Source organism: Oceanicaulis sp. (assembly GCF_965249665.1).
Lineage (GTDB): Bacteria > Pseudomonadota > Alphaproteobacteria > Caulobacterales > Maricaulaceae > Oceanicaulis.
The window spans coordinates 1,591,505-1,609,158 of record NZ_OZ252247.1 but is presented as its reverse complement, the minus strand read 5'-3'; the positions used below and the strand labels follow the sequence as shown (position 1 = coordinate 1,609,158).

At 61.7% G+C, this 17,654-nt stretch carries 22 protein-coding genes and 1 riboswitch; of the genes, 1 reads left to right on the top strand and 21 read right to left on the bottom strand.

The window, feature by feature from the left end:
* Nucleotides 1–99: 99 nt before the first annotated feature.
* From ACP154_RS07735 to ACP154_RS07665, 15 genes are all read right to left on the bottom strand, one after another.
* Nucleotides 100–528 (bottom strand): hypothetical protein, encoded by a 429-nt coding sequence (locus ACP154_RS07735; RefSeq protein ID WP_421860216.1) that lies wholly within the window; start codon nt 526–528, stop codon nt 100–102.
* A gap of 46 nt (nt 529–574) precedes the next feature.
* The gene (locus ACP154_RS07730; RefSeq protein ID WP_421860219.1) at nt 575–1,051 is read right to left on the bottom strand and encodes a hypothetical protein; all 477 of its coding nucleotides are present in this window, start codon (nt 1,049–1,051) and stop codon (nt 575–577) included.
* Nucleotides 1,052–1,135: 84 nt separating this feature from the next.
* On the bottom strand, nt 1,136–1,606 hold the full coding sequence (locus tag ACP154_RS07725; RefSeq protein ID WP_421860222.1) for a nuclear transport factor 2 family protein: 471 nt from the start codon (nt 1,604–1,606) through the stop codon (nt 1,136–1,138).
* Between the two features lie 212 nt (nt 1,607–1,818).
* Nucleotides 1,819–2,685, bottom strand: a complete 867-nt coding sequence (locus ACP154_RS07720) for a thioredoxin family protein (RefSeq protein ID WP_421860225.1) — start codon at nt 2,683–2,685, stop codon at nt 1,819–1,821.
* Between the two features lie 11 nt (nt 2,686–2,696).
* Entirely contained in the window at nt 2,697–3,083 is a 387-nt protein-coding gene (locus ACP154_RS07715) for a hypothetical protein (RefSeq protein WP_146160062.1), read from the bottom strand.
* Between the two features lie 1,046 nt (nt 3,084–4,129).
* On the bottom strand, nt 4,130–4,474 hold the full coding sequence (locus ACP154_RS07710; RefSeq protein WP_421860228.1) for a GIY-YIG nuclease family protein: 345 nt from the start codon (nt 4,472–4,474) through the stop codon (nt 4,130–4,132).
* Between the two features lie 174 nt (nt 4,475–4,648).
* Nucleotides 4,649–6,541, bottom strand: coding sequence for a phosphomethylpyrimidine synthase ThiC (thiC, locus tag ACP154_RS07705; protein WP_421860231.1), 1,893 nt, complete (start codon nt 6,539–6,541; stop codon nt 4,649–4,651).
* Nucleotides 6,538–7,065, bottom strand: coding sequence for a hypothetical protein (locus tag ACP154_RS07700; RefSeq protein ID WP_421860233.1), 528 nt, complete (start codon nt 7,063–7,065; stop codon nt 6,538–6,540). The genes thiC and ACP154_RS07700 overlap by 4 nt, the downstream gene beginning before the upstream one ends.
* On the bottom strand, nt 7,055–7,444 hold the full coding sequence (locus ACP154_RS07695; RefSeq protein WP_421860236.1) for an MmcQ/YjbR family DNA-binding protein: 390 nt from the start codon (nt 7,442–7,444) through the stop codon (nt 7,055–7,057). Before ACP154_RS07695 ends, ACP154_RS07700 begins: the two co-directional genes overlap by 11 nt.
* Nucleotides 7,440–7,544, bottom strand: a riboswitch (TPP riboswitch). (Overlaps the previous gene by 5 nt.)
* A 179-nt stretch (nt 7,545–7,723) precedes the next feature.
* Nucleotides 7,724–8,014, bottom strand: coding sequence for a RebB family R body protein (locus tag ACP154_RS07690; protein WP_107712426.1), 291 nt, complete (start codon nt 8,012–8,014; stop codon nt 7,724–7,726).
* 99 nt (nt 8,015–8,113) lie between these two features.
* Nucleotides 8,114–8,368: a hypothetical protein gene (locus ACP154_RS07685; RefSeq protein ID WP_107712425.1), complete on the bottom strand. Its 255-nt coding sequence runs from the start codon at nt 8,366–8,368 to the stop codon at nt 8,114–8,116.
* A gap of 11 nt (nt 8,369–8,379) precedes the next feature.
* The gene (locus tag ACP154_RS07680) at nt 8,380–8,781 is read right to left on the bottom strand and encodes a hypothetical protein (protein ID WP_421860239.1); all 402 of its coding nucleotides are present in this window, start codon (nt 8,779–8,781) and stop codon (nt 8,380–8,382) included.
* Nucleotides 8,782–8,806: 25 nt separating this feature from the next.
* Nucleotides 8,807–9,763, bottom strand: coding sequence for a hypothetical protein (locus ACP154_RS07675; protein WP_421860242.1), 957 nt, complete (start codon nt 9,761–9,763; stop codon nt 8,807–8,809).
* Nucleotides 9,760–10,275, bottom strand: a complete 516-nt coding sequence (locus ACP154_RS07670; protein WP_421860245.1) for a hypothetical protein — start codon at nt 10,273–10,275, stop codon at nt 9,760–9,762. The genes ACP154_RS07675 and ACP154_RS07670 overlap by 4 nt, the downstream gene beginning before the upstream one ends.
* 17 nt (nt 10,276–10,292) lie before the next feature.
* A complete protein-coding gene (locus ACP154_RS07665) occupies nt 10,293–10,517 on the bottom strand; it encodes a RebB family R body protein (protein WP_022700372.1) in 225 nt (74 codons plus the stop codon).
* Between the two features lie 160 nt (nt 10,518–10,677).
* Here ACP154_RS07665 and ACP154_RS07660 point away from each other — a divergent pair, with 160 nt between their 5' ends.
* Nucleotides 10,678–11,190, top strand: coding sequence for a hypothetical protein (locus tag ACP154_RS07660; RefSeq protein ID WP_421860247.1), 513 nt, complete (start codon nt 10,678–10,680; stop codon nt 11,188–11,190).
* Nucleotides 11,191–11,294: 104 nt separating this feature from the next.
* Here ACP154_RS07660 and ACP154_RS07655 read toward each other — a convergent pair whose 3' ends face one another.
* The 6 genes from ACP154_RS07655 to ACP154_RS07630 all read right to left on the bottom strand — a co-directional run bounded on the left by ACP154_RS07655 (nt 11,295) and on the right by ACP154_RS07630 (nt 17,626).
* On the bottom strand, nt 11,295–12,572 hold the full coding sequence (locus ACP154_RS07655) for a dipeptidase (protein ID WP_421860250.1): 1,278 nt from the start codon (nt 12,570–12,572) through the stop codon (nt 11,295–11,297).
* A 94-nt stretch (nt 12,573–12,666) separates the two neighbouring features.
* On the bottom strand, nt 12,667–14,187 hold the full coding sequence (locus ACP154_RS07650; protein ID WP_421860253.1) for a serine hydrolase: 1,521 nt from the start codon (nt 14,185–14,187) through the stop codon (nt 12,667–12,669).
* A 92-nt stretch (nt 14,188–14,279) separates the two neighbouring features.
* Entirely contained in the window at nt 14,280–15,035 is a 756-nt protein-coding gene (locus ACP154_RS07645) for a helix-turn-helix domain-containing protein (protein WP_421860255.1), read from the bottom strand.
* A 138-nt stretch (nt 15,036–15,173) separates the two neighbouring features.
* On the bottom strand, nt 15,174–15,605 hold the full coding sequence (locus tag ACP154_RS07640) for a PA2169 family four-helix-bundle protein (RefSeq protein WP_421860258.1): 432 nt from the start codon (nt 15,603–15,605) through the stop codon (nt 15,174–15,176).
* Nucleotides 15,606–15,648: 43 nt separating this feature from the next.
* Nucleotides 15,649–16,137, bottom strand: a complete 489-nt coding sequence (locus tag ACP154_RS07635) for a DUF892 family protein (protein WP_421860260.1) — start codon at nt 16,135–16,137, stop codon at nt 15,649–15,651.
* Nucleotides 16,138–16,336: 199 nt separating this feature from the next.
* Nucleotides 16,337–17,626, bottom strand: coding sequence for an adenylosuccinate synthase (locus tag ACP154_RS07630; protein ID WP_421860262.1), 1,290 nt, complete (start codon nt 17,624–17,626; stop codon nt 16,337–16,339).
* Between the last annotated feature and the right edge of the window lie 28 nt (nt 17,627–17,654).

The window sequence follows — 17,654 nt, the reverse complement described above, 5'->3', positions numbered from 1 at the left end:
GCCCCCGCCTCGCTCAATGAGGCGCAAGGCTGACACGGCCAGAGTTAAGATCACGCTTATCTGCGCGAAGCCGCACGCAGAGACGGGGCGTTGTCGCCCTTATTCGATCCGGGTGATCCGCCAGGCGAGATCGCCGCCATCAGGCCCGAGCCAGCATACGCCTGTGGCTTCCCAGTCGCCGCCGACCGAGGTGATGTCCTCACCGATCGGGTAATCAGGCCAGCTGCGGCATTCGGGCCGCTCTCCCCACGGATCCATCCAGAAAATATCGGCGTCCACATAAAAGCGGCCGTTATTGGATTCACTCCATTCTGTCGTCCAGGGATCACTGCCCATGGCGTTCTGAATGCCAGAGACCGTGACCGACCCTCCCTCCTCAAAGCGGATGGTGGCGGTGTCGCCGACCCGCGCGAAATCGGTGTTGCGGGTCGCGACGGCCTGGAACACCTGACCCGCCGGGCCGTCATTGGCGAAGGCGCAGGGCGCCAGAAGGCCCAGCGCTACGCTGGCGATGATCATCTGTTTCATGAGTGTTTCCTGTTCCTGCCGAACGAAAGTGGGAGAGACCCGGGCGCTATTGCGTCCGCGTGACCGAAAGTACGTTGGGGTTGGTGATCCAGCACAGGTCCGTGGGTTGCGCGCTGGCCCCGACTTCAAGGTCTGGCCAGGACTCGCATTGGACCTGGCGCTGCCCCTCCGCGAGGAGCTGCAAGGCGGGCGGCGGCGGCAATTCATCGTCCTCAGAGCCTGGATCGGCGTCATCGCCCAAAATGGAGATCCGGCCCCCATCGGCATACCAGGTCCCGGTCCCGCCGGGTTGATCCGCGCCGCCAATGCCACTTTCGGTATAGCTGTCGATCAGACCGTCACCGAAGGAAAACAAGATGGTCCCCCCGAAGACCGGCGCAGTGTTTCCGAACTCGACCTGATAGATCTGGTTGAGCGGCGATGCGCTCTCATCCTGCCGGGCGAGCGCGTTCCCGCTTGTGACCGCTGCTGTCAGCGTCAGGCCTATGGCTGCACCACAGATCGTTCTCAATCTCAAAGGCATGCCGTCTTCCCCCATGCAGACTTGCTGGGCACAGACTAGACGACAGGTCTTTAAGATCAGATGAGCGTTGCGCGATTGCGCGCTTTAATCGCGAACGCGGCCGGCGCCATCAAATGCGCCATGGTCATAGCTGACGATCCGGGTGAGCTTCCAACCGTCCGCATCCTGACGCCAGACATGCAGGAACTGCCCCTGCCCGTGCGGCGCGTCCGCGCCATAATTGATGAAGGCGTGCCAGCCCGTCTGGATCGCGCCATACCCCGGCACCGGCCAGACTTCGATGGAGCCGGGCGTCAGCTGACGCTGGAAATTGCCGCAGATCGAGGAGTTCACGGCTTCAATCAGCGCGGCGCGATCCAGGATCAGGCCGTCCACATCATGATAAAACTCGATCTCTTCGGCGATAAAAGCGCCGAACCCCTCGCCATCGCAGGAATTGAACGCCTCAAACACGTCTGCATCCAGCGCGGTGACCGTCTCCAGCAAGGAGGGGGGCTCACCCGCATCCGGCGCAGGCTGGACGATCATCAGGGCGGCGGCGAGTAGCATGGACATCTTATAGCTCCCGGTCAGATCCGCTGAGCTTGACGTATTCGAGCCCGGCGAGACAGCAAAAGCGCCTATCTGGAAGATGTCTTTTTCGTCAGGTTTGCGTTGGGGAAGGAGTATGTGAACGCCCGCACAAACCCCAATGCGCTGGCTGGCGCCGCGACCTGGCGAGGCAGGGCCTCTCCCCTGTTGTCCGAGGTTGTCCGAGGCTGTTCGATCTATTCGGCCCGCTGAGACGGAGCCTCGTCCTGAGCCCGCGCCTCGGCGGTCTCGGCATCCTGTGAGACCAGCCGCGCCAGCAGATCAAAATCAATCTCTGACACCTGCTCGATCACCGCTGCCGTCAGATCAGCGGCGGGCGCAAGTCCGAGCGCTTGAAGGTCAGCCCTGTCGGCGATCTCGACCGCTTGCGCCTCGGCCACGCGCCCCAGGCCCAGACGCGCGATGGAACGCGCCATGCCGCGGGCATAGATGCGAGCGCGCGCCGCCTCGGCCTCGCTCATCTCCCCTGACGCCAGGCGGCCCTCGATCTCCGCCAGAGCGCGTCCGTATGGCGGCCAGGCTTCTGCGACCGCGCTCAGGTCTGCGCCGGAGACAGAGGTCTCACCATCGGCGTCCGTGCCGGCATACCGGCTGAGATACATCGCCACGTCCGACAGGGCGGCGCTGTCCGCAGTGCGCCAGTCATGGGCGGTCAAGCCGTTCTGGAGCGCCCCCGCCCCATCGCTGATCACCAGGGTGGGCGTCCCGAAACTCTCGCTGACGCCAAAGCGCTGAAGCTGGTCCTGATTGCGATGACGCTGGCCCACATCCACGCGCACCAGAACGTAATGATCTGCGATCAGGCTCGACAGCTGCGCATCGTCTTCGAGCTTGGCGGCCAGCCCCCGGCTGTCATGGCACCAGTTCGCGCCAAACAGGATCAGGGCCTGCTTGTCCTCATCGCGCGCTTGCGCCAGCGCGGCGTCGATGACGGTGTGGGCGTCAATGTCCTGCGGATAAAGGTCCACAGACTGGGCGTGAACGCCAGACCCTGTCGCCGCTCCGAGTAACGCAGCACTCAGAAACACCTCTCGCCAACGCATAACCCGAAGCCCTAGCGCGTGCGCGTAGCGCTGACGTGAGCCCCGTTCGTAGGCAACCAGCAAGGATTCTCAATGCTCTCGCCCACATCAACATCCGGCCAGGATTCACAAATAGAATAGTAATCGTCTTGAAGGGACACTTCATAAGCACCCGACGAATTCTTGGACACCAGCCCCACATTACGACCGACTCCGAACCCTTGACCGTGACTACAATCCAACATGATGCTGCCGCTGCCTGTATCACTATTAACCTCAATACTCAGATCACATTCCACTGGTACAGAGCCCGGTTCAGGATCTGTTATTGTCACGCTATAGCCTTGCGGACTCTCAATTTGCATTCCGTCAACGCCCATAACGCTAACCGCTACAGATGCGATAATTAGCAATTTCATGTTTAAACCCCTGATCAAACTGTCTGAGCAACGCTGCATATCAAGACATGGCAGTCTTTAAGAATGTGTGAGACCGTATCGTTTCCTTGTCTTTGAAGGTGTCTACAAGCGCATCTGGACAGGCTGCCCAAATTAGCCTGACGCCCTATGCCTCAAAGACCTGTCAGGCGATGCCATCCACCAGATTCTACTGCGTGCGTTCAATGCGCGGCGGCGCGGACAGACCGCCTGAACCCAAAGGACTTCATCGCTGCCCCTCCCCCCGTTTCGATGAGCCTGCGCGAGGGGGATGAGAGGGGCGTGAATGACGCACCATCTCTTTGATCATGCGGGCTGAAGGGACTGGCGTCGGCGGTTGAGACTCCGCGTTTGATACGCCGCACATTTACCCCGCACGGAAGGGTCCGGCAGGGGGACGGGAGCGCGCGGGACTGTCGTCTCCGGCCGGCGAGGCCGGCAAGCAGCAAGGCACAGCGAGGTCCGACGAATCCCGCGCGCGAGCATGTTATCCGGGGCGGGGCCAGGCGCAGTGACGCGCCCGATTACGCCGATCCGATATGAAGGGCCGGGGCGGATGGCGCCCCGGTTGATCCCTCTGCAAGCTTCACCCCTGACGCTTGGTCTCTGAGATCCTGCCCTGGCGAGTCATGTCATCCAGAACACATCCGATCGGATCCCGTCCGTACAGACCGTCACAGGCTGCTTCATACCTGACCGGACCCCACACGCGCCGCCGTCAGCGCGCCTGTCCGCTCTTTTGCGACAGGGTGCGAACCCGCCGCTCGAGGCATGCCCCCTCCCCGAACCTGTCAAGACGCCTCCGGACACGCCCCGCCCTCAGGGAAGTGCGCGCAGCGTAACGCGTGGGGAATGGGGTGGGGATAAGGGGGGGGAGCGTGACCCTTACCCGTGCCCACGCTCTCTTTACAGGCCCCAGTCAAGGTGAGGGCAAACTCCAGCCGGGATCCAGAGCCTTGGAACGCCTGCGCTTGTCTTCTCTGGATCCCCGCCTTCGCGGGGAAAGAGGAGGGAAGGGAGTTTTCTTTTCAAACCAGCCCCTCATACAAATCCGCCCAAGTCGGATTGCTTTCCTCGATCAGGCGCAGCTTCCAGGCGCGTTTCCAGTGCTTGATGCGATACTCACGCTGAATGGCGCTTGCCATCACATCGTGAGGCTCAAACCAGACGAGCGTATGAACGGCATTTTTGGCGGTGAAATGGGACCCCACGCCCTGCCGATGCTCCCAGACCCGTTTGATGAGATCGCCCGTGGAGCCGCAGTAGAGCGTGCCGTTGCGACCACTGGCGAGCATGTAAACACAGGGCTGGACAAGGTGCGCACACATGCTCGCGTTATAAGGGAACTTAAGCTTGGCCACATCCTGTTTCACTCGCTCCGCTCTTTCCCACGCCCCACCCGCTCTTTCCCCGCGCAGGCGGGGACCCAGAGATCATCAAGCGCTGACGTCTAACGGCTCTGGGCCCCGGCCTTCGCCGGGGAAGAGATAATACAAAAGGCCGGGCATCTGCCCGGCCTTTCCCATTTCCAGCAAGCGCCATCCGCCTTAATCAATCGGCTCGCGTGTCTCGCCTTTGTCGTTGAGGTAAATCTGCGACCCCTTCGCCTTGAACTCCTCGGCTTTCTCGGCCATCGCCTGGTCGACCTCGTCCATGGCGAGGGAGGTGTTGGGCGAGCGGGCGGAGCCGAATTCGTCGCGGATTTCCTGGGTGATCTTCATCGAGCAGAATTTCGGCCCGCACATGGAGCAGAAATGGGCGACCTTGTGAGCTTCTTTCGGCAAGGTCTGATCGTGGAAATCACGGGCGGTGTCGGGGTCGAGCGACAGGTTGAACTGGTCTTCCCAGCGGAACTCAAATCTTGCGCGTGACAGCGCGTCATCGCGCAGCTTGGCCGCCGGATGGCCCTTGGCGAGGTCGGCGGCATGGGCGGCGATCTTGTAGGTGATCACGCCCACTTTCACGTCGTCGCGGTCAGGCAGGCCCAGATGCTCTTTCGGCGTGACATAGCACAGCATGGCGCAGCCGAACCAGCCGATCATCGCCGCGCCGATGCCCGACGTGATGTGGTCATAGCCCGGCGCAATGTCGGTGGTGAGCGGGCCGAGCGTGTAAAACGGCGCCTCGCCACAGGTTTCGAGCTGCTTGTCCATATTGGCCTTGATCTTGTGCATGGGCACATGGCCCGGCCCTTCGATCATGACCTGACAGCCCTTTTTCCACGCGATCTGCGTCAGCTCGCCCAGGGTTTCGAGCTCGGCGAACTGGGCGCGGTCATTGGCGTCGGCGATGGAGCCGGGGCGCAGACCATCCCCCATGGAGAAGGAGACATCATAGGCGCGCATGATGTCGCAAATCTCGTCAAAGCGCTCATAGAGGAAGCTCTCCTTGTGGTGCGCCAGGCACCATTTCGCCATGATCGAGCCGCCGCGCGACACGATGCCCGTCACCCGGTCCGCCGTCATCGGCACATAGGCGAGGCGCACGCCGGCGTGGATGGTGAAATAGTCCACCCCCTGCTCGGCCTGCTCGATCAGCGTGTCGGCGAAGATGTCAAAGGTCAGGTCCTCAGCCACGCCGCCGACTTTCTCGAGCGCCTGATAGATCGGCACGGTGCCGATGGGCACGGGCGAGTTGCGCAATATCCATTCGCGGGTGTTGTGGATGTTCTTGCCGGTGGAGAGATCCATCACCGTGTCCCCGCCCCAGCGGATGGCCCAGACCATCTTGTCCACCTCTTCCTCGACGGACGAGGCGACGGCGGAATTGCCGATATTGGCGTTGATCTTCACCAGGAAGTTCCGCCCGATCACCATGGGCTCAAGCTCGCCATGGTTGATATTGGCGGGGATGATGGCGCGGCCGCGGGCGATCTCGTCGCGGACAAATTCCGGCGTCACAAATTCGGGCACCGAAGCGCCAAAGCTCTCCCCGTCCGCATGGCGGATTTTCGCGTCATGCAGCGCCTGGGCGCGGCCGAGATTCTCGCGCTCGGCGGCGTAGATCATCTCGTCGGTGATGATCCCGGCTTTCGCAAATTCATACTGGGTGACGGGCGCGGACCCCACTGCGCGCAGCGGGCGGTGACGCACCGGAAACTCGCGCGCCAGATACTTGCCCGTCGCGCCGCCATTATCGAGCGGGCTCAGCTCGCGGCCGTCATACTCCTCCACGCCGCCTCGCGCTTTCACCCAATCGATGCGGGTGCGGGGCAGGCCCCTTTCCACGTCAATGGACTGATTGGGATCGGTATAGGGACCAGAACAGTCATAGACGCGCACCGGCGGCTCCATCGCGGTGGGATGAAGCTCGATCTCGCGATGGGGCACCTTCAGATGCGGCGCCGCCTTGGGCGAAGAATAGACGCGCTGTGATCCGGCCAGCGGGCCGGTGGTCACGGTCGGGGTCGGAAATTCGGCCTGGTTGGTGGGCTTGTTCATGAGAGGGGTCCTAGGGTTTTGGCGATGATCGCCTCAGCGGCTTCTGCATCCGCGAGGTCGAAGAAATGGAACTCATCTTTCGGGTTGATGGCGCGCAGAATGAGCAAGCGCCCGTCACGTATCAGCGAGACAATGCGTTCAAGCTCGACGTCTTCGTAAACTTTGGATTTCGGCTGTAACGCCACTAAGCGATACTGGGTGAGCATATAGTCGATCAGTACAGGTTCGCCGCGTCGCTTCTTGTGGATGACCCAACGGAGTAAAAGACTCGATCCAATCCCGCTGACAACCAGCAAGCAGAATCCTATGAATTGCAGGAGAAAGTCGTCAGCAAAGAACATGATCAGCACCCCTGAAAGAACGCCCACCAAACTCACTGTGAGGAATTGAAATTCAACATGGATCATTTCAATCCAGCTGATCGGAACATAGCGCGGACGAGCAGAACTGGATCGGTCAACCCAAAGCATGCGTTCATCCGACGCCAAGGCCTCTTCAAGGGATGAAGCTTTCTTAAAGCGCATCCAGCCCCAGCTCCCGTTGGCGCTTCTTCGTCAGCCCTTGCGCGGCAAGGGCATGCGAGGCGCGCAAATGTTCGGTGAGGTCTGCGTCAGAGACGGCGGCGTCAGACGTGCGCTGGATCCAGGTCATCCCGCGACTGGCGAGATAGGGCGCGGGGCGACAGCCCTCGGCGTCGCGCAGCACTTCGTAGACAATGTCAGAGCATTTGAAGGTGACAGCGAGCGCGGGCTCTTCGCTGCCTGAGTCCGGCCAGCCGCCAATGGCGAAGACCTTTCCCGTCTCCAGCCCGCCCACTTTCCAGACATGGGCGCCGCCCCACTGGACCACATGGGCCGCGTGGGGAAGAGAGGCACAGACATCATTATACTCGTCGAGCGTCATCGCGCTGCTCCATCCCGCCGCCGGCATGACCCGGATCCGGTCCTGAGGGTGACGTCTCAGCCCCGCACAACCCATGCGCGGGACACCCCTTGGAACTGACGCCACACTGACGACGCCCGTCGTTTTTGGCAAGGGTTTGCGTTCATGCGCTCTGGGCAAATGCGCACTGACCGGTTATAAGGACTGCACAGAAAAAAGACCCGCCCGGGGGGATCCGGAGCGGGTCTAGGTCCGAGTTGAATGGAGCCGGCGAGAGCGATCTCGTCGGCTTCATCGCGTTTAGGTCGACGAGAAATTGGCCGAGATCATCCGCGCGACGGCGATGGCGTCGGAGATGGTGTCCACGGAATAGATCTGCATCACGCCCTGGGTGGAGGCGGCCTGGGCGTTGGTGAAGGCGTGCGACTGAGCGTTCACCGCGTTCTCGAACATCAGACCATGCGAGTGCGCCATCGCCTGATAGACATTGCCCATCGCCATGGCCGGCGCTTCACCGACCACTTTGACGTTTGACTGCGTCACCGCATCGGTGACCTGGGAATTCACTTGTTCGTTGGCTTGGGTAGACATTTCAAGTCCTCATTGTTGTGTGGGGGTAAAGAGCAGACCCGATCCCTGTGAGCGGGATCTGCGAGGCTTTCTGCGGCGCGTGCGCCCTCAGAAACTGGGTTAGTCCTGCTGGACGTTGACGGAGGGGCCGGTATTGGGGTTCCAGATCGTGTCCGCACTGCGCCCCAGCGTCAGGATGTAGGCGACGCAGGTCGCCGTGGTGGCGGCGGCGGTCTGGTTGTTCAGAAGCTGGTTCTGGACATTGCCTTCAAACAACTTCGCGAGGGAGCTGGCGCTGGCGTTCGTGGCAATGCTTTCATTGCTGACAACACCGAGCTCGTCGATGGTCAGGGTGATCTGCTTGTCTTCGCTCATAATGGTCTCCTTTAGAGTGGAAGGCCCGCAAGTTTCTGGGCGATCCGGGCTTCGATCAGGCTGGTGCGGCGGGCGATGGAAGCGGCCTGTTCCTTCTGGCGAACCTTCGCCGCCTGCTCGAGACGCTGACGCATGGCCGCTTCGTCAGACGCTTGCGCCTGCGCCTCGGTCATGGTCGCCGCCGGCCCGAGCCCCGGAATGGGCGGAACATCAATCGGCGTTTGCGGTATCGAGGTCTCGGGTATGGACGGGTCCGGAACAGAGGGGTCCGGGATGGGCGGATCGGGAATGACCTCGCCGCTGTCCGCTTTCATCGTCTGAATATCCGCCCAGATCTTGTTGAGGACCGCGCTCAAGGGCTCGATCTCCGCCATTACGATCGCGCGGACCTGGTCTTTCATGGCCTGGTTCATGATCGCCCCTCCCCGGGCTAGGGATTCAGCGCACGGTGAAATAGCGGGTGTTGGGGTCTTCAGGATCCGGATGGGCCAGATAACGGCGTCCCACCACCATCGGCGAGCCACGACCCGGCACATCTTGAAGGTCATCATCCTCCGGCGTCACCAGGAGCCCGGTCAGCCCCGCCACGCCGCGCAAGGCGCCGCCGACGCCGGCTGCGATCGGACCACAGAAGAACCCGAGCCCGGTTGCGACCAGCCCACCGGCTTGCAACAGGCCGATGGTCCACGTCTTGGCGCCCGAAGTGATTCCAAGCCCCAGTGCGTCTTGCCGGCTGGTCAGGCTGACTTCAGTCAGCTCGAACCCGAAAGCGCCGCAAACCGACGCCACTTCAGCGGCGAGCTCCATATCCATGAAGCGTTTGAGATTGGCCGCCTCATCTGAAGACAGTTCATCAAAAGCGATCATGGTGTTCTCGGTTCGATATTTGAGATCCCCGGCGCCGTTTTTCTGGATGCTGACGATGGTCTGGGCGACACAGCTGGTCGGCACGGTGATCTGCAACAGACCATCATGATCGCCCTGGGAAATCTCGGAAATATCGGTCATCGGCAAATAGCTGACCTGCACCGCGATCTCGTTGGGGTTCAGCGCTTCAAGCGCCAGCACCACCAGACCCGGCTCGCCATCAGCCCATTCGACCAGAAAGCTGGTGCAGCCCGACTTGCTGGGAATGAAGACCCGACGGATTGTCGGCGTCAGCGCGCTGCCGTTCAGCATGACGCGCACCAGAGGGTTACTGGGTTCAGCGCCGGGCGCCCCGGACGTCCCAAGATGCAGGCGCGGCGTACCGGCGGCGTCATAGCTTTCGGTCTGGGCGTCCAGATAGACTTGCGGTTCCAGTGCCTCGATGGGCGGGATTCCGGGTGTAAAGACCGGCTTCATCCGCGCCGCATAGCTGTCTGACGGATCAGATTTTGAAGTGACACGGGTCATGATCCGAAGTCTCCCTTGATGGTGCTGGCGGTTGTGGTGACAGCGTCGGCGAAGGTGGTGATGTTGGCTTGCCAGATAGCGATCTGCTCCAGCGCCGTCTGACCTTCAGACTGGGTCAGCGGATCCACCAGGAGCGCCAGGGCCTGACCGGAAGCCGCCAGCAGCAATTGTTCGGAGCCCTGCATGTAACCGCGTACATCCTCGAGCATCATCACCGCCGCCTGGTCTGCGACCGGGTTTTCAAGGGCAGAGAGGACTTCACCCGTCTGCGCGGTCAGCTGGGCCTGATTGAAGGCCACCGCTTTCTGAACGTCGGTGGTGGGGGTGGGCAGGCTGGCGCTGGCCAGCGCATCCCCCTCATCGGAGACGACGTCGTCGGCCTGGTCCTGGGCGTCCGTGACGGCATCGTCCAGAGCTGTGTCTTCAGCGGACTGCGCCGCCGACGGGGCGGGCTTGGGCTTGGCCTTGCTCAGCCGCGGGCGCGGGGTTCTGGAAGTGGGCTGTCTCGCCATCGCCGGATCCTCCTGCTCTATGAGCCGTTAATCTTGGCGATCGCCTGGGCGACGATCGACGGATTGAGCTGGTTGAGGTTTTGCTGATTGGAGACCGAATTGGTCAGCGCCAATCCGTTGGCGTTCGCCAGACTCTGATACAGCGCCCCGATCGCCACCGATGGCGCTTCGGCCAACACACCAACGGCGGTTTGCGCCACTGCATCGGTGATCTTCCCGTTGACCTCGTCTGAACTCGCCATGTTTCACCTCCTGAACACCCGGCGAGTAAAAACAACCCTTGCGAGAGTCGCTATGGCGACAATGTCCCTTGCGTTGCAGATTGACTTCACGCTTAAATTGAAGCCGAACAAAGGAGGAACCGCGCTCAGGCGCTCAGACTTGACGTTGAGGAGAGTAGAATTGACCTCGCACCCCCTTCCCCTGAAAGGCGCTGACATGCTGATGAACTCTGTTGAAGGCATTGATGCGCCTTACAAACTGATCGCTCCACGATTGGGTGCGACCCAGGATCCTTCCTTGATAAAGTTCATAGAGGTCCATTTTGACGCGCTGACGCCGCACTTGAACTGGTTCACCGTAGAGTTGTTTTTTCAATGCGGCGTCGCGCGCGGACTCGCCTATCTGGATCGCCACGCGTCCAAGCGCATCAGCACCCAGAAAATCCTCGCTGATATTCCCGGCTCGTCCCGGTTCACCTCGGTGGTGATGAACAATGCCGGGCAGACCGGCTATGTGGAAATTCAATCCAAATCCGGCTTCATCGAAAACATTCGCCGCTTCATCGCGGTGGAGGCGCTCAACGCCGGCGCATCGACGGCGGACGTGGCGCATCTGTGCGGTGTCAGCGTGCGCACCGTGCAACGCCTTCAACGCAGCGGCGTGCAAGCGCAGGCGCAAGTTCGCACACCCTAGCCGCGTTCAGGGGGCAGCCCTGGTGACGGACGCCCTCACACAGCAAAAGCGCCGCCGTGAACCCTCACGCCGGCGCTTTCGTTTTCGCTATGTCATCGAGTTACTTAGCGCGCCGCCGCCTCAACCGCCCGCATCACCCGCAGCAGATTGCCGCCCCAGATCTTGGCGATGTCGCTTTCAGAATACCCGCGGCGGATCAGCTCGGCGGTGACCGCCGGGGTGGTGCTGGCGTCATCCCAGCCGCCGACGCCGCCGCCGCCGTCAAAGTCTGACGCTATGCCCACATGATCGATCCCGGCCACCTGAACCGCATGATCGATATGATCAGCCAGAGTAGAGATCGTGATGTCATTCATGGACGCCCGCAATTCCCGTAAGCGCGCCTGATAAGCGTCGCGTTGCCGGTCGGTCGCCGCCGCGTACTCCTGACGGCTGGTGAAGCCAAACTCTTGCGCCAGAACGCGTTCGGCTTCAGCCAGATCCGGATCGACTTCGCCAATATAGCGGCGGAACGCCACCATTTGGGCCACGCCGCCATTATCACGAATGGCGCGCAGCTGTTCATCATCCAGATTGCGCGGATGGTCATAGACGGCCCGGGCGCCAGAATGGCTGGCCATGACAGGCGCGCGGCTCAGCGCGATCGCTTCGAGCATGGTGCGCTTGCCCACATGAGACACATCCACCATCACGCCGTGATCATTGAGTTCACGCACCAGGCCGCGGCCCAGCTCGGTCAGTCCTGGATCCTCGCTGGGGTCGCCTTGCGCCAGATTGGGGTTGGAGCTGCCGCCAAACTGGTTGTTGCCGAAATGGGTGATGGAGACATAGCGCACGCCGCGCTCCGCCCACATGCCGACATTCGACAGGTCCTCGCCCAGCGGCCAGGAGTTCTCCATGCCGATCAGCGCGACCAGCCGGCCCGACGCATGAATGGCCTCGACCTCGTCGGCGGTGGTGGCGAGGGCGATCTGATCGCCATAGCCCCGGATCATCCGCATGATGGCCTGGTATTTGTCGTCCGCGATTGCCGCGGCGTCTTCATAGCCGATCGGGCTGATCAGGCCCTGACCCACATAGACGATGAAAAACGCGGCATCGAGACCGCCATCGCGCATTTTCGGCAAATCGACCTGAGCGCGGGTGAAGCCGCCCGGATCCAGCGCCGCTGTGGCGTAGCCCTGACCTATGTCCACATGGGTGTCCAGGGTCAGCACACGGTCATGGAGCGCGCGATCTGTCTCCCCAAGCGCATCTGCGCCGCGCAGAGCGCTGTCCGAACCTGCGCTTGAAGCGGCCGCAGAGCCCGCCCCCTCGGAATACGCGACGCTGACGCATCCCGTCAGCGCCAGCGCCGCAGCGCCTGCAAGCCATGCCTTCATCGCCCTCTCCCCTTTTTTATAGGACGGCGAAGGCTAGTCCCCGCCGGGGGAGAGGAGCAAGGCTGAGGCGCGGCGAGTTATAAAGCATTCCGGCTCATTGCCGCTGGAAACGCGCCTTTTCATAGGTCAACGCCACAATGCCCCCCGCTTCATCGCGTTCAAATCGCAAGGGCAGCACCTCATCCAGAGGATGTTGCTGCAGCCCGAAGACATCGGCTTGAGCTGGCGCACCCGTAAACCGGTAATCCCCCCAGGCGGCCTGAAGCTGTCCGTCCACGACCGAGATCGTCACCGGCGCATACATGGCGTCATTGCCATAGACGCCTTCATAGGCAGCAAGCTCGGCGGCTTCGGGCGTCCAGCTCCTATCACCGAACACGGCATGGGCGCGGTTCTGCTCCAGGCTTCCATTGCGCTGAGCGAGCAAGCGCTCCACACGCTGAGGGTATTGTTCCTGGCGGATCTGCATCCAGCGATCAGCGTCCTGATGATCGATCACGAATTGCAGAAACTGGATCATGGTCCGGCTGGTCAGCCAGCCCGTCATATTGTCAGAGTTGGAGAACACGCCGATGCCGACGCCCAGATCCGGTGAGAACGCCATCATGGTGCGTGCGCCCGTGTAGCCGCCGCCATGGGCGTAGAGGGTATGGCCCTCGAAATCACACACATTCCAGCCCAGCGCATAGCCATAACAGGGCAGCTCATAGGCGTTGCGCGCCTCGCGGCTGACCTCTGCGGCGATGGTGTGGGCTTCGCTGACAACGGCCTCAGTCAGGCCAGAACCGGCCGGTCCTTCGCCGCGCAAATTCATCTGCAACCAGGCGATCATGTCATTGGGCGAGGTGGTGATTCCGCCCGCAGACTGCATCTGGGCGTCGGTCTTGGGGCGGACTTCGAACCAGCCCGTCTCGGATCCGGTCCAGATGTGGTTCCAGCTTTGCCCATCAAGATCGAAATCCGAGGTGCGCGCGCTGGTGTGGTCCAGGCCAAGCGGATCAAAGACCCGTTCGTCCAGCCAATCCTGCCAGGTGCGGCCCGTCACGGTTTCCAGGATCGCGCCATAGAGATTGTAGCCCAGATTGTCATAATCAAAGCCGGGCTCGCGTGCGGTCATGACCGCTTCGATCAGCAATGGATAATCCGCCGGGTCAATGCGTGTGACATAAGCCTCCAGGATCACGATGAGATCCGCGCTCACCGGAACCTGATGGCTGATCAGATCGCGCAGCGTCCAGTCAGCCGGGTTCACGCCATCTGGAAACCGCACGCCCGGCCAGTGATCGGCCAGCGTCGCGTCAAGGCTGAGGACGCCGTCGGCATCCAGTTGTGCAGCCAGCAGCCCCATATAGGCCTTGGTCTGGGAGGCGATATAGATGGGCGTGTCCGCAGTCAGCGGCGCGCCCGTGCTGGCCCGGCGCTCGCCCCAAACTTCGCGCAGCAACACGTCATCCGCCGTGACGGCCACCACAGCGTAGCCCGGCCCCAGATCCTCAAACCCGGACAGAAAGCCCTGCATCCGCGCCGCAGCGGCCTCAGGGGTCTGCGCCTGCGCAACCAGGGTTGGCGACAAAAGGGCCAACGCCGCGCCAGCGAAAAGGTTTGAAAAACGCATATAAATCTCCATCAAAGGCCGCACACTTTACCCAAAACTAGCGCCGAAGAGACATGCGGTCTTGTACGCATGTAACCCGGCGCCGCTTGAACTCAGTCAAACACCGCCTTGAGCGCAGTCGCGGTCAGTCCGATCTCAGACCGCAAGGTGCGCGCCAGATGCGGCTGGTCGGAAAAACCCCCGATCTGGGCGGCGACCGCCACGCTCGCATCCTCTTCCAGCAAGCTGCGGACCGCCTGCCCCAGCCGCAAGCGGCGACGCTCCAGACTGATCGGCGCGCCATAAAACCGGGCATAGCTTCGCGACAAATGCACCCGGTGGACCCCGGCTTCATCCGCCAGCCTCTGCACATTGATATCGGACGGGTCGTCTCGCACCGCCTCACGCACGCGCATCAGCCAGGCCGGCGCAGAGCCAGGCGGGGTGTCAGCCTGCTCCCCCATCACACCCATCAGGTCGATCAGCACCTGGTCATCCTCTGCACCGGCTTCCAACATAAGCCTCACCAGAAGCGCCGCGTCCGCCGCGCCTGCCGCCGCCCGCCAACTCCAAGGCGTCTTGGGTCTGGCGCACGGCTCGGCGTTCACCGCCAGGATGAGCGCGCCGTTCGGACCATAGCGATTTTCGTGTTTGTGACCGGCCGCCTTGAACCCGATATGAGAGGCTGTGGGACGCGCGGTTTGGGAGGGGGTTTCTTCAAAGAGCCCGCCGGACAGGATCATGGAGCGTTGATCACACTCATGCGCATGCTCCGCCATGACATGCCCGGACGGGTAATAACTCAAGACCGCCTCTGCACCTTCAAACCGGGCCAGTGACCGGCGCTTGGGAGTGAGAGGCTGGGTCATGAGGCATCCTGACTGATACTGAACCATACACGTCATCATGACGCGCAGGCCCACACAACAAAAGCCGGCGGGCGCCCGCCGGCTTTTGAATAGATGCCGCCAATCAAAAGACTGGATGCATTTTATGTCAGCGCCTGTTCAGGCCTCTGCGTCAGCGTACGCTTCTCCGCTTTTCGCTGAGCTCAAAGCCTGTTTGAGCAAGCCGCGACCGATATCGTCGACATCGTCTTTCTCAAGCTCGGTCTCACAGGCCTGCACCAGAAAAGCCTCGCCATCATCAATGGCCTTGAGCGCAGTCTTCTCTTCGCTGCCGAAATTGGCGCTCATGCCGGTGAGCATTCGGTGCAGGCTGCCCAACGGGCCGCCCTCATCCTTGGGCTCTTCACCTTGCAGTCGCACATGGGCCTGAAACTCAAGGATCATGGCCTGGCGCTCGGCCAGCTTCTTGGCGAATCTGGCTTTGTGGACATAGTCGTCCTCCACCAGATTGAGCGCCATTTCATAGCCGCGTCGGCTGTCGATCAAAATCGGCAGAATATTGTTCAAGGCAGCAGCGGTTTGATGTCCCATCGGACTCTCCTTGCATTAGAGCTGGAAACAGACACGTGGCGCTTTAGGCCGCGGCTGCGTTAACCTCGGTTTCTGCGATGCGGGTCAATTCGCGATCGCCGCCATAGGTCTCGTCCAGGCACTCTTGCAAGACGTCCATATCCGCTTTCAGGCCCTGCCGCTGAGCGAAGGCGCGGACAACGCCGTAGCCGGCAAGCGCGTAGTGCGTCATGCGTTGGGTTTGCGCAATGATGGAGGCGTCTCGCACATCGTCATCGCTGATGTCTGCGTCCAGCGCATGGGCGCGCGCCTCGGTCACCAGACCCTCCATGCCTTTGCAATGCTCGCCTTTCGGGTCGGCGCCATGGTCCTGGATCAGGCCCTTGATTTGCTCCATGCCTTTGCTGATCCCCACGACATTGCGTTCCAGCGCGGATTTCAGCTCATCATTTTTCGCCGCTTTCGCCAGGTCTTTGGAAACGGAGAGGGCCTGCTTGTCAGCGCTGTAAAGGTCTTGCAGCTGGTCGATATAGAGGTCTTTCAAGGTGTCCATGATCAAGTCTCCTTCATGGGAGTTCTGAATCCGGCCCGCATCATCCGGGGGGAGGCCGCGCCGCAGGGCGCGTCTTCGGGCTTCGTGCTGACTCAACGCCAAGTCAGGGCTCGCGTTCCAAATTTGGCGCAGCTTTCAGACAAAAGGGCGGCCCTTACGGACCGCCCTTTTCAGATCACTCCGGCCCTCAAAAGGCCTGTCAGGACTTGAACGGATCCTGCATCAAAATGGTGTCGTCACGCTCAGGGCTGGTGGACAAGAGCGCCACCGGCGTCTCGATCAGCTCTTCGATGCGGCGCACATATTTGACGGCTTGCGCGGGCAGGTCCGCCCAGGAGCGCGCCCCCGCGGTGGAGCCGTCCCAGCCTTCAAAGGTCTCATAGACCGGCTCGACACCCGCCTGGGCGCCTGTTCCGGCCGGCAGACGGTCATACATCTCGCCGTTGAATTTGTAGCCGATACAGACCTTGAGCTCGTCAAAACCGTCCAGCACATCCAGCTTGGTCAGCGCCACGCCATTGATGCCGTTAATCTTGCAGCTTTGACGCACCAGCACGGCGTCAAACCAACCGCAGCGGCGCTGGCGAGAGGTGACCGTGCCGAACTCATGCCCGCGTTCACCGATCTTCTGGCCGATCTCGTCGGTCAGCTCGGTGGGGAACGGACCTTCGCCGACTCGCGTCGTGTAGGCTTTCACAATCCCCAGCACATAGCCGACCTTGCCCGGCCCCACGCCTGATCCGGCGGACGCCTGACCGGCGACCGTGTTCGAGCTGGTCACATAGGGGTAGGTGCCGTGATCGACATCCAGGAACGCGCCTTGCGCGCCTTCAAACAGGATTTTCTTGTCGTCGGCGATGGCCCGGTCGAGCGTGCGCCAGACAGGATCCGCATAGGGCAGGATTTTCGGCGCGATATCCAGAAGCTCGGCGACCAGCGCGTCTTCATCCGCCTCTTTAACGCCCATGCCGCGGCGCAGCGCGTTATGATGATGCAAGAGCTCGGAGACGCGGCGGCGCAACTGGGTTTCATCGGCCAGATCAATCACCCGCACCGAACGGCGGCCCACCTTGTCTTCATAGGCCGGCCCGATGCCGCGCCGGGTGGTGCCGATCTTCATGCCGTCATCGCGGTTCTCACGCAGGGCGTCGAGCTCGCGATGAACGGGCAGGATCAAGGTGGCGGTCTCCGCCACGCGCACGAGTTTGGGGCTGATATCGACGCCCTGCTCACGCACTTTCTCGATTTCGGAGATGAAGGCCCAGGGGTCCACCACCACGCCATTGCCGATAAGAGAGAGCTTTTTTTGCACCACACCCGACGGCATCAGAGACAGCTTGTAGACCACCCCGTCCACGACCAGCGTGTGACCGGCATTGTGACCGCCCTGAAAGCGCACGACCACGTCGGCGCGATGAGACAGCCAGTCGACAATCTTGCCCTTGCCCTCATCGCCCCACTGGGCGCCGACAACCACAACATTGGACATGGCGCAAATACTCCGTATCGCGGAAAAA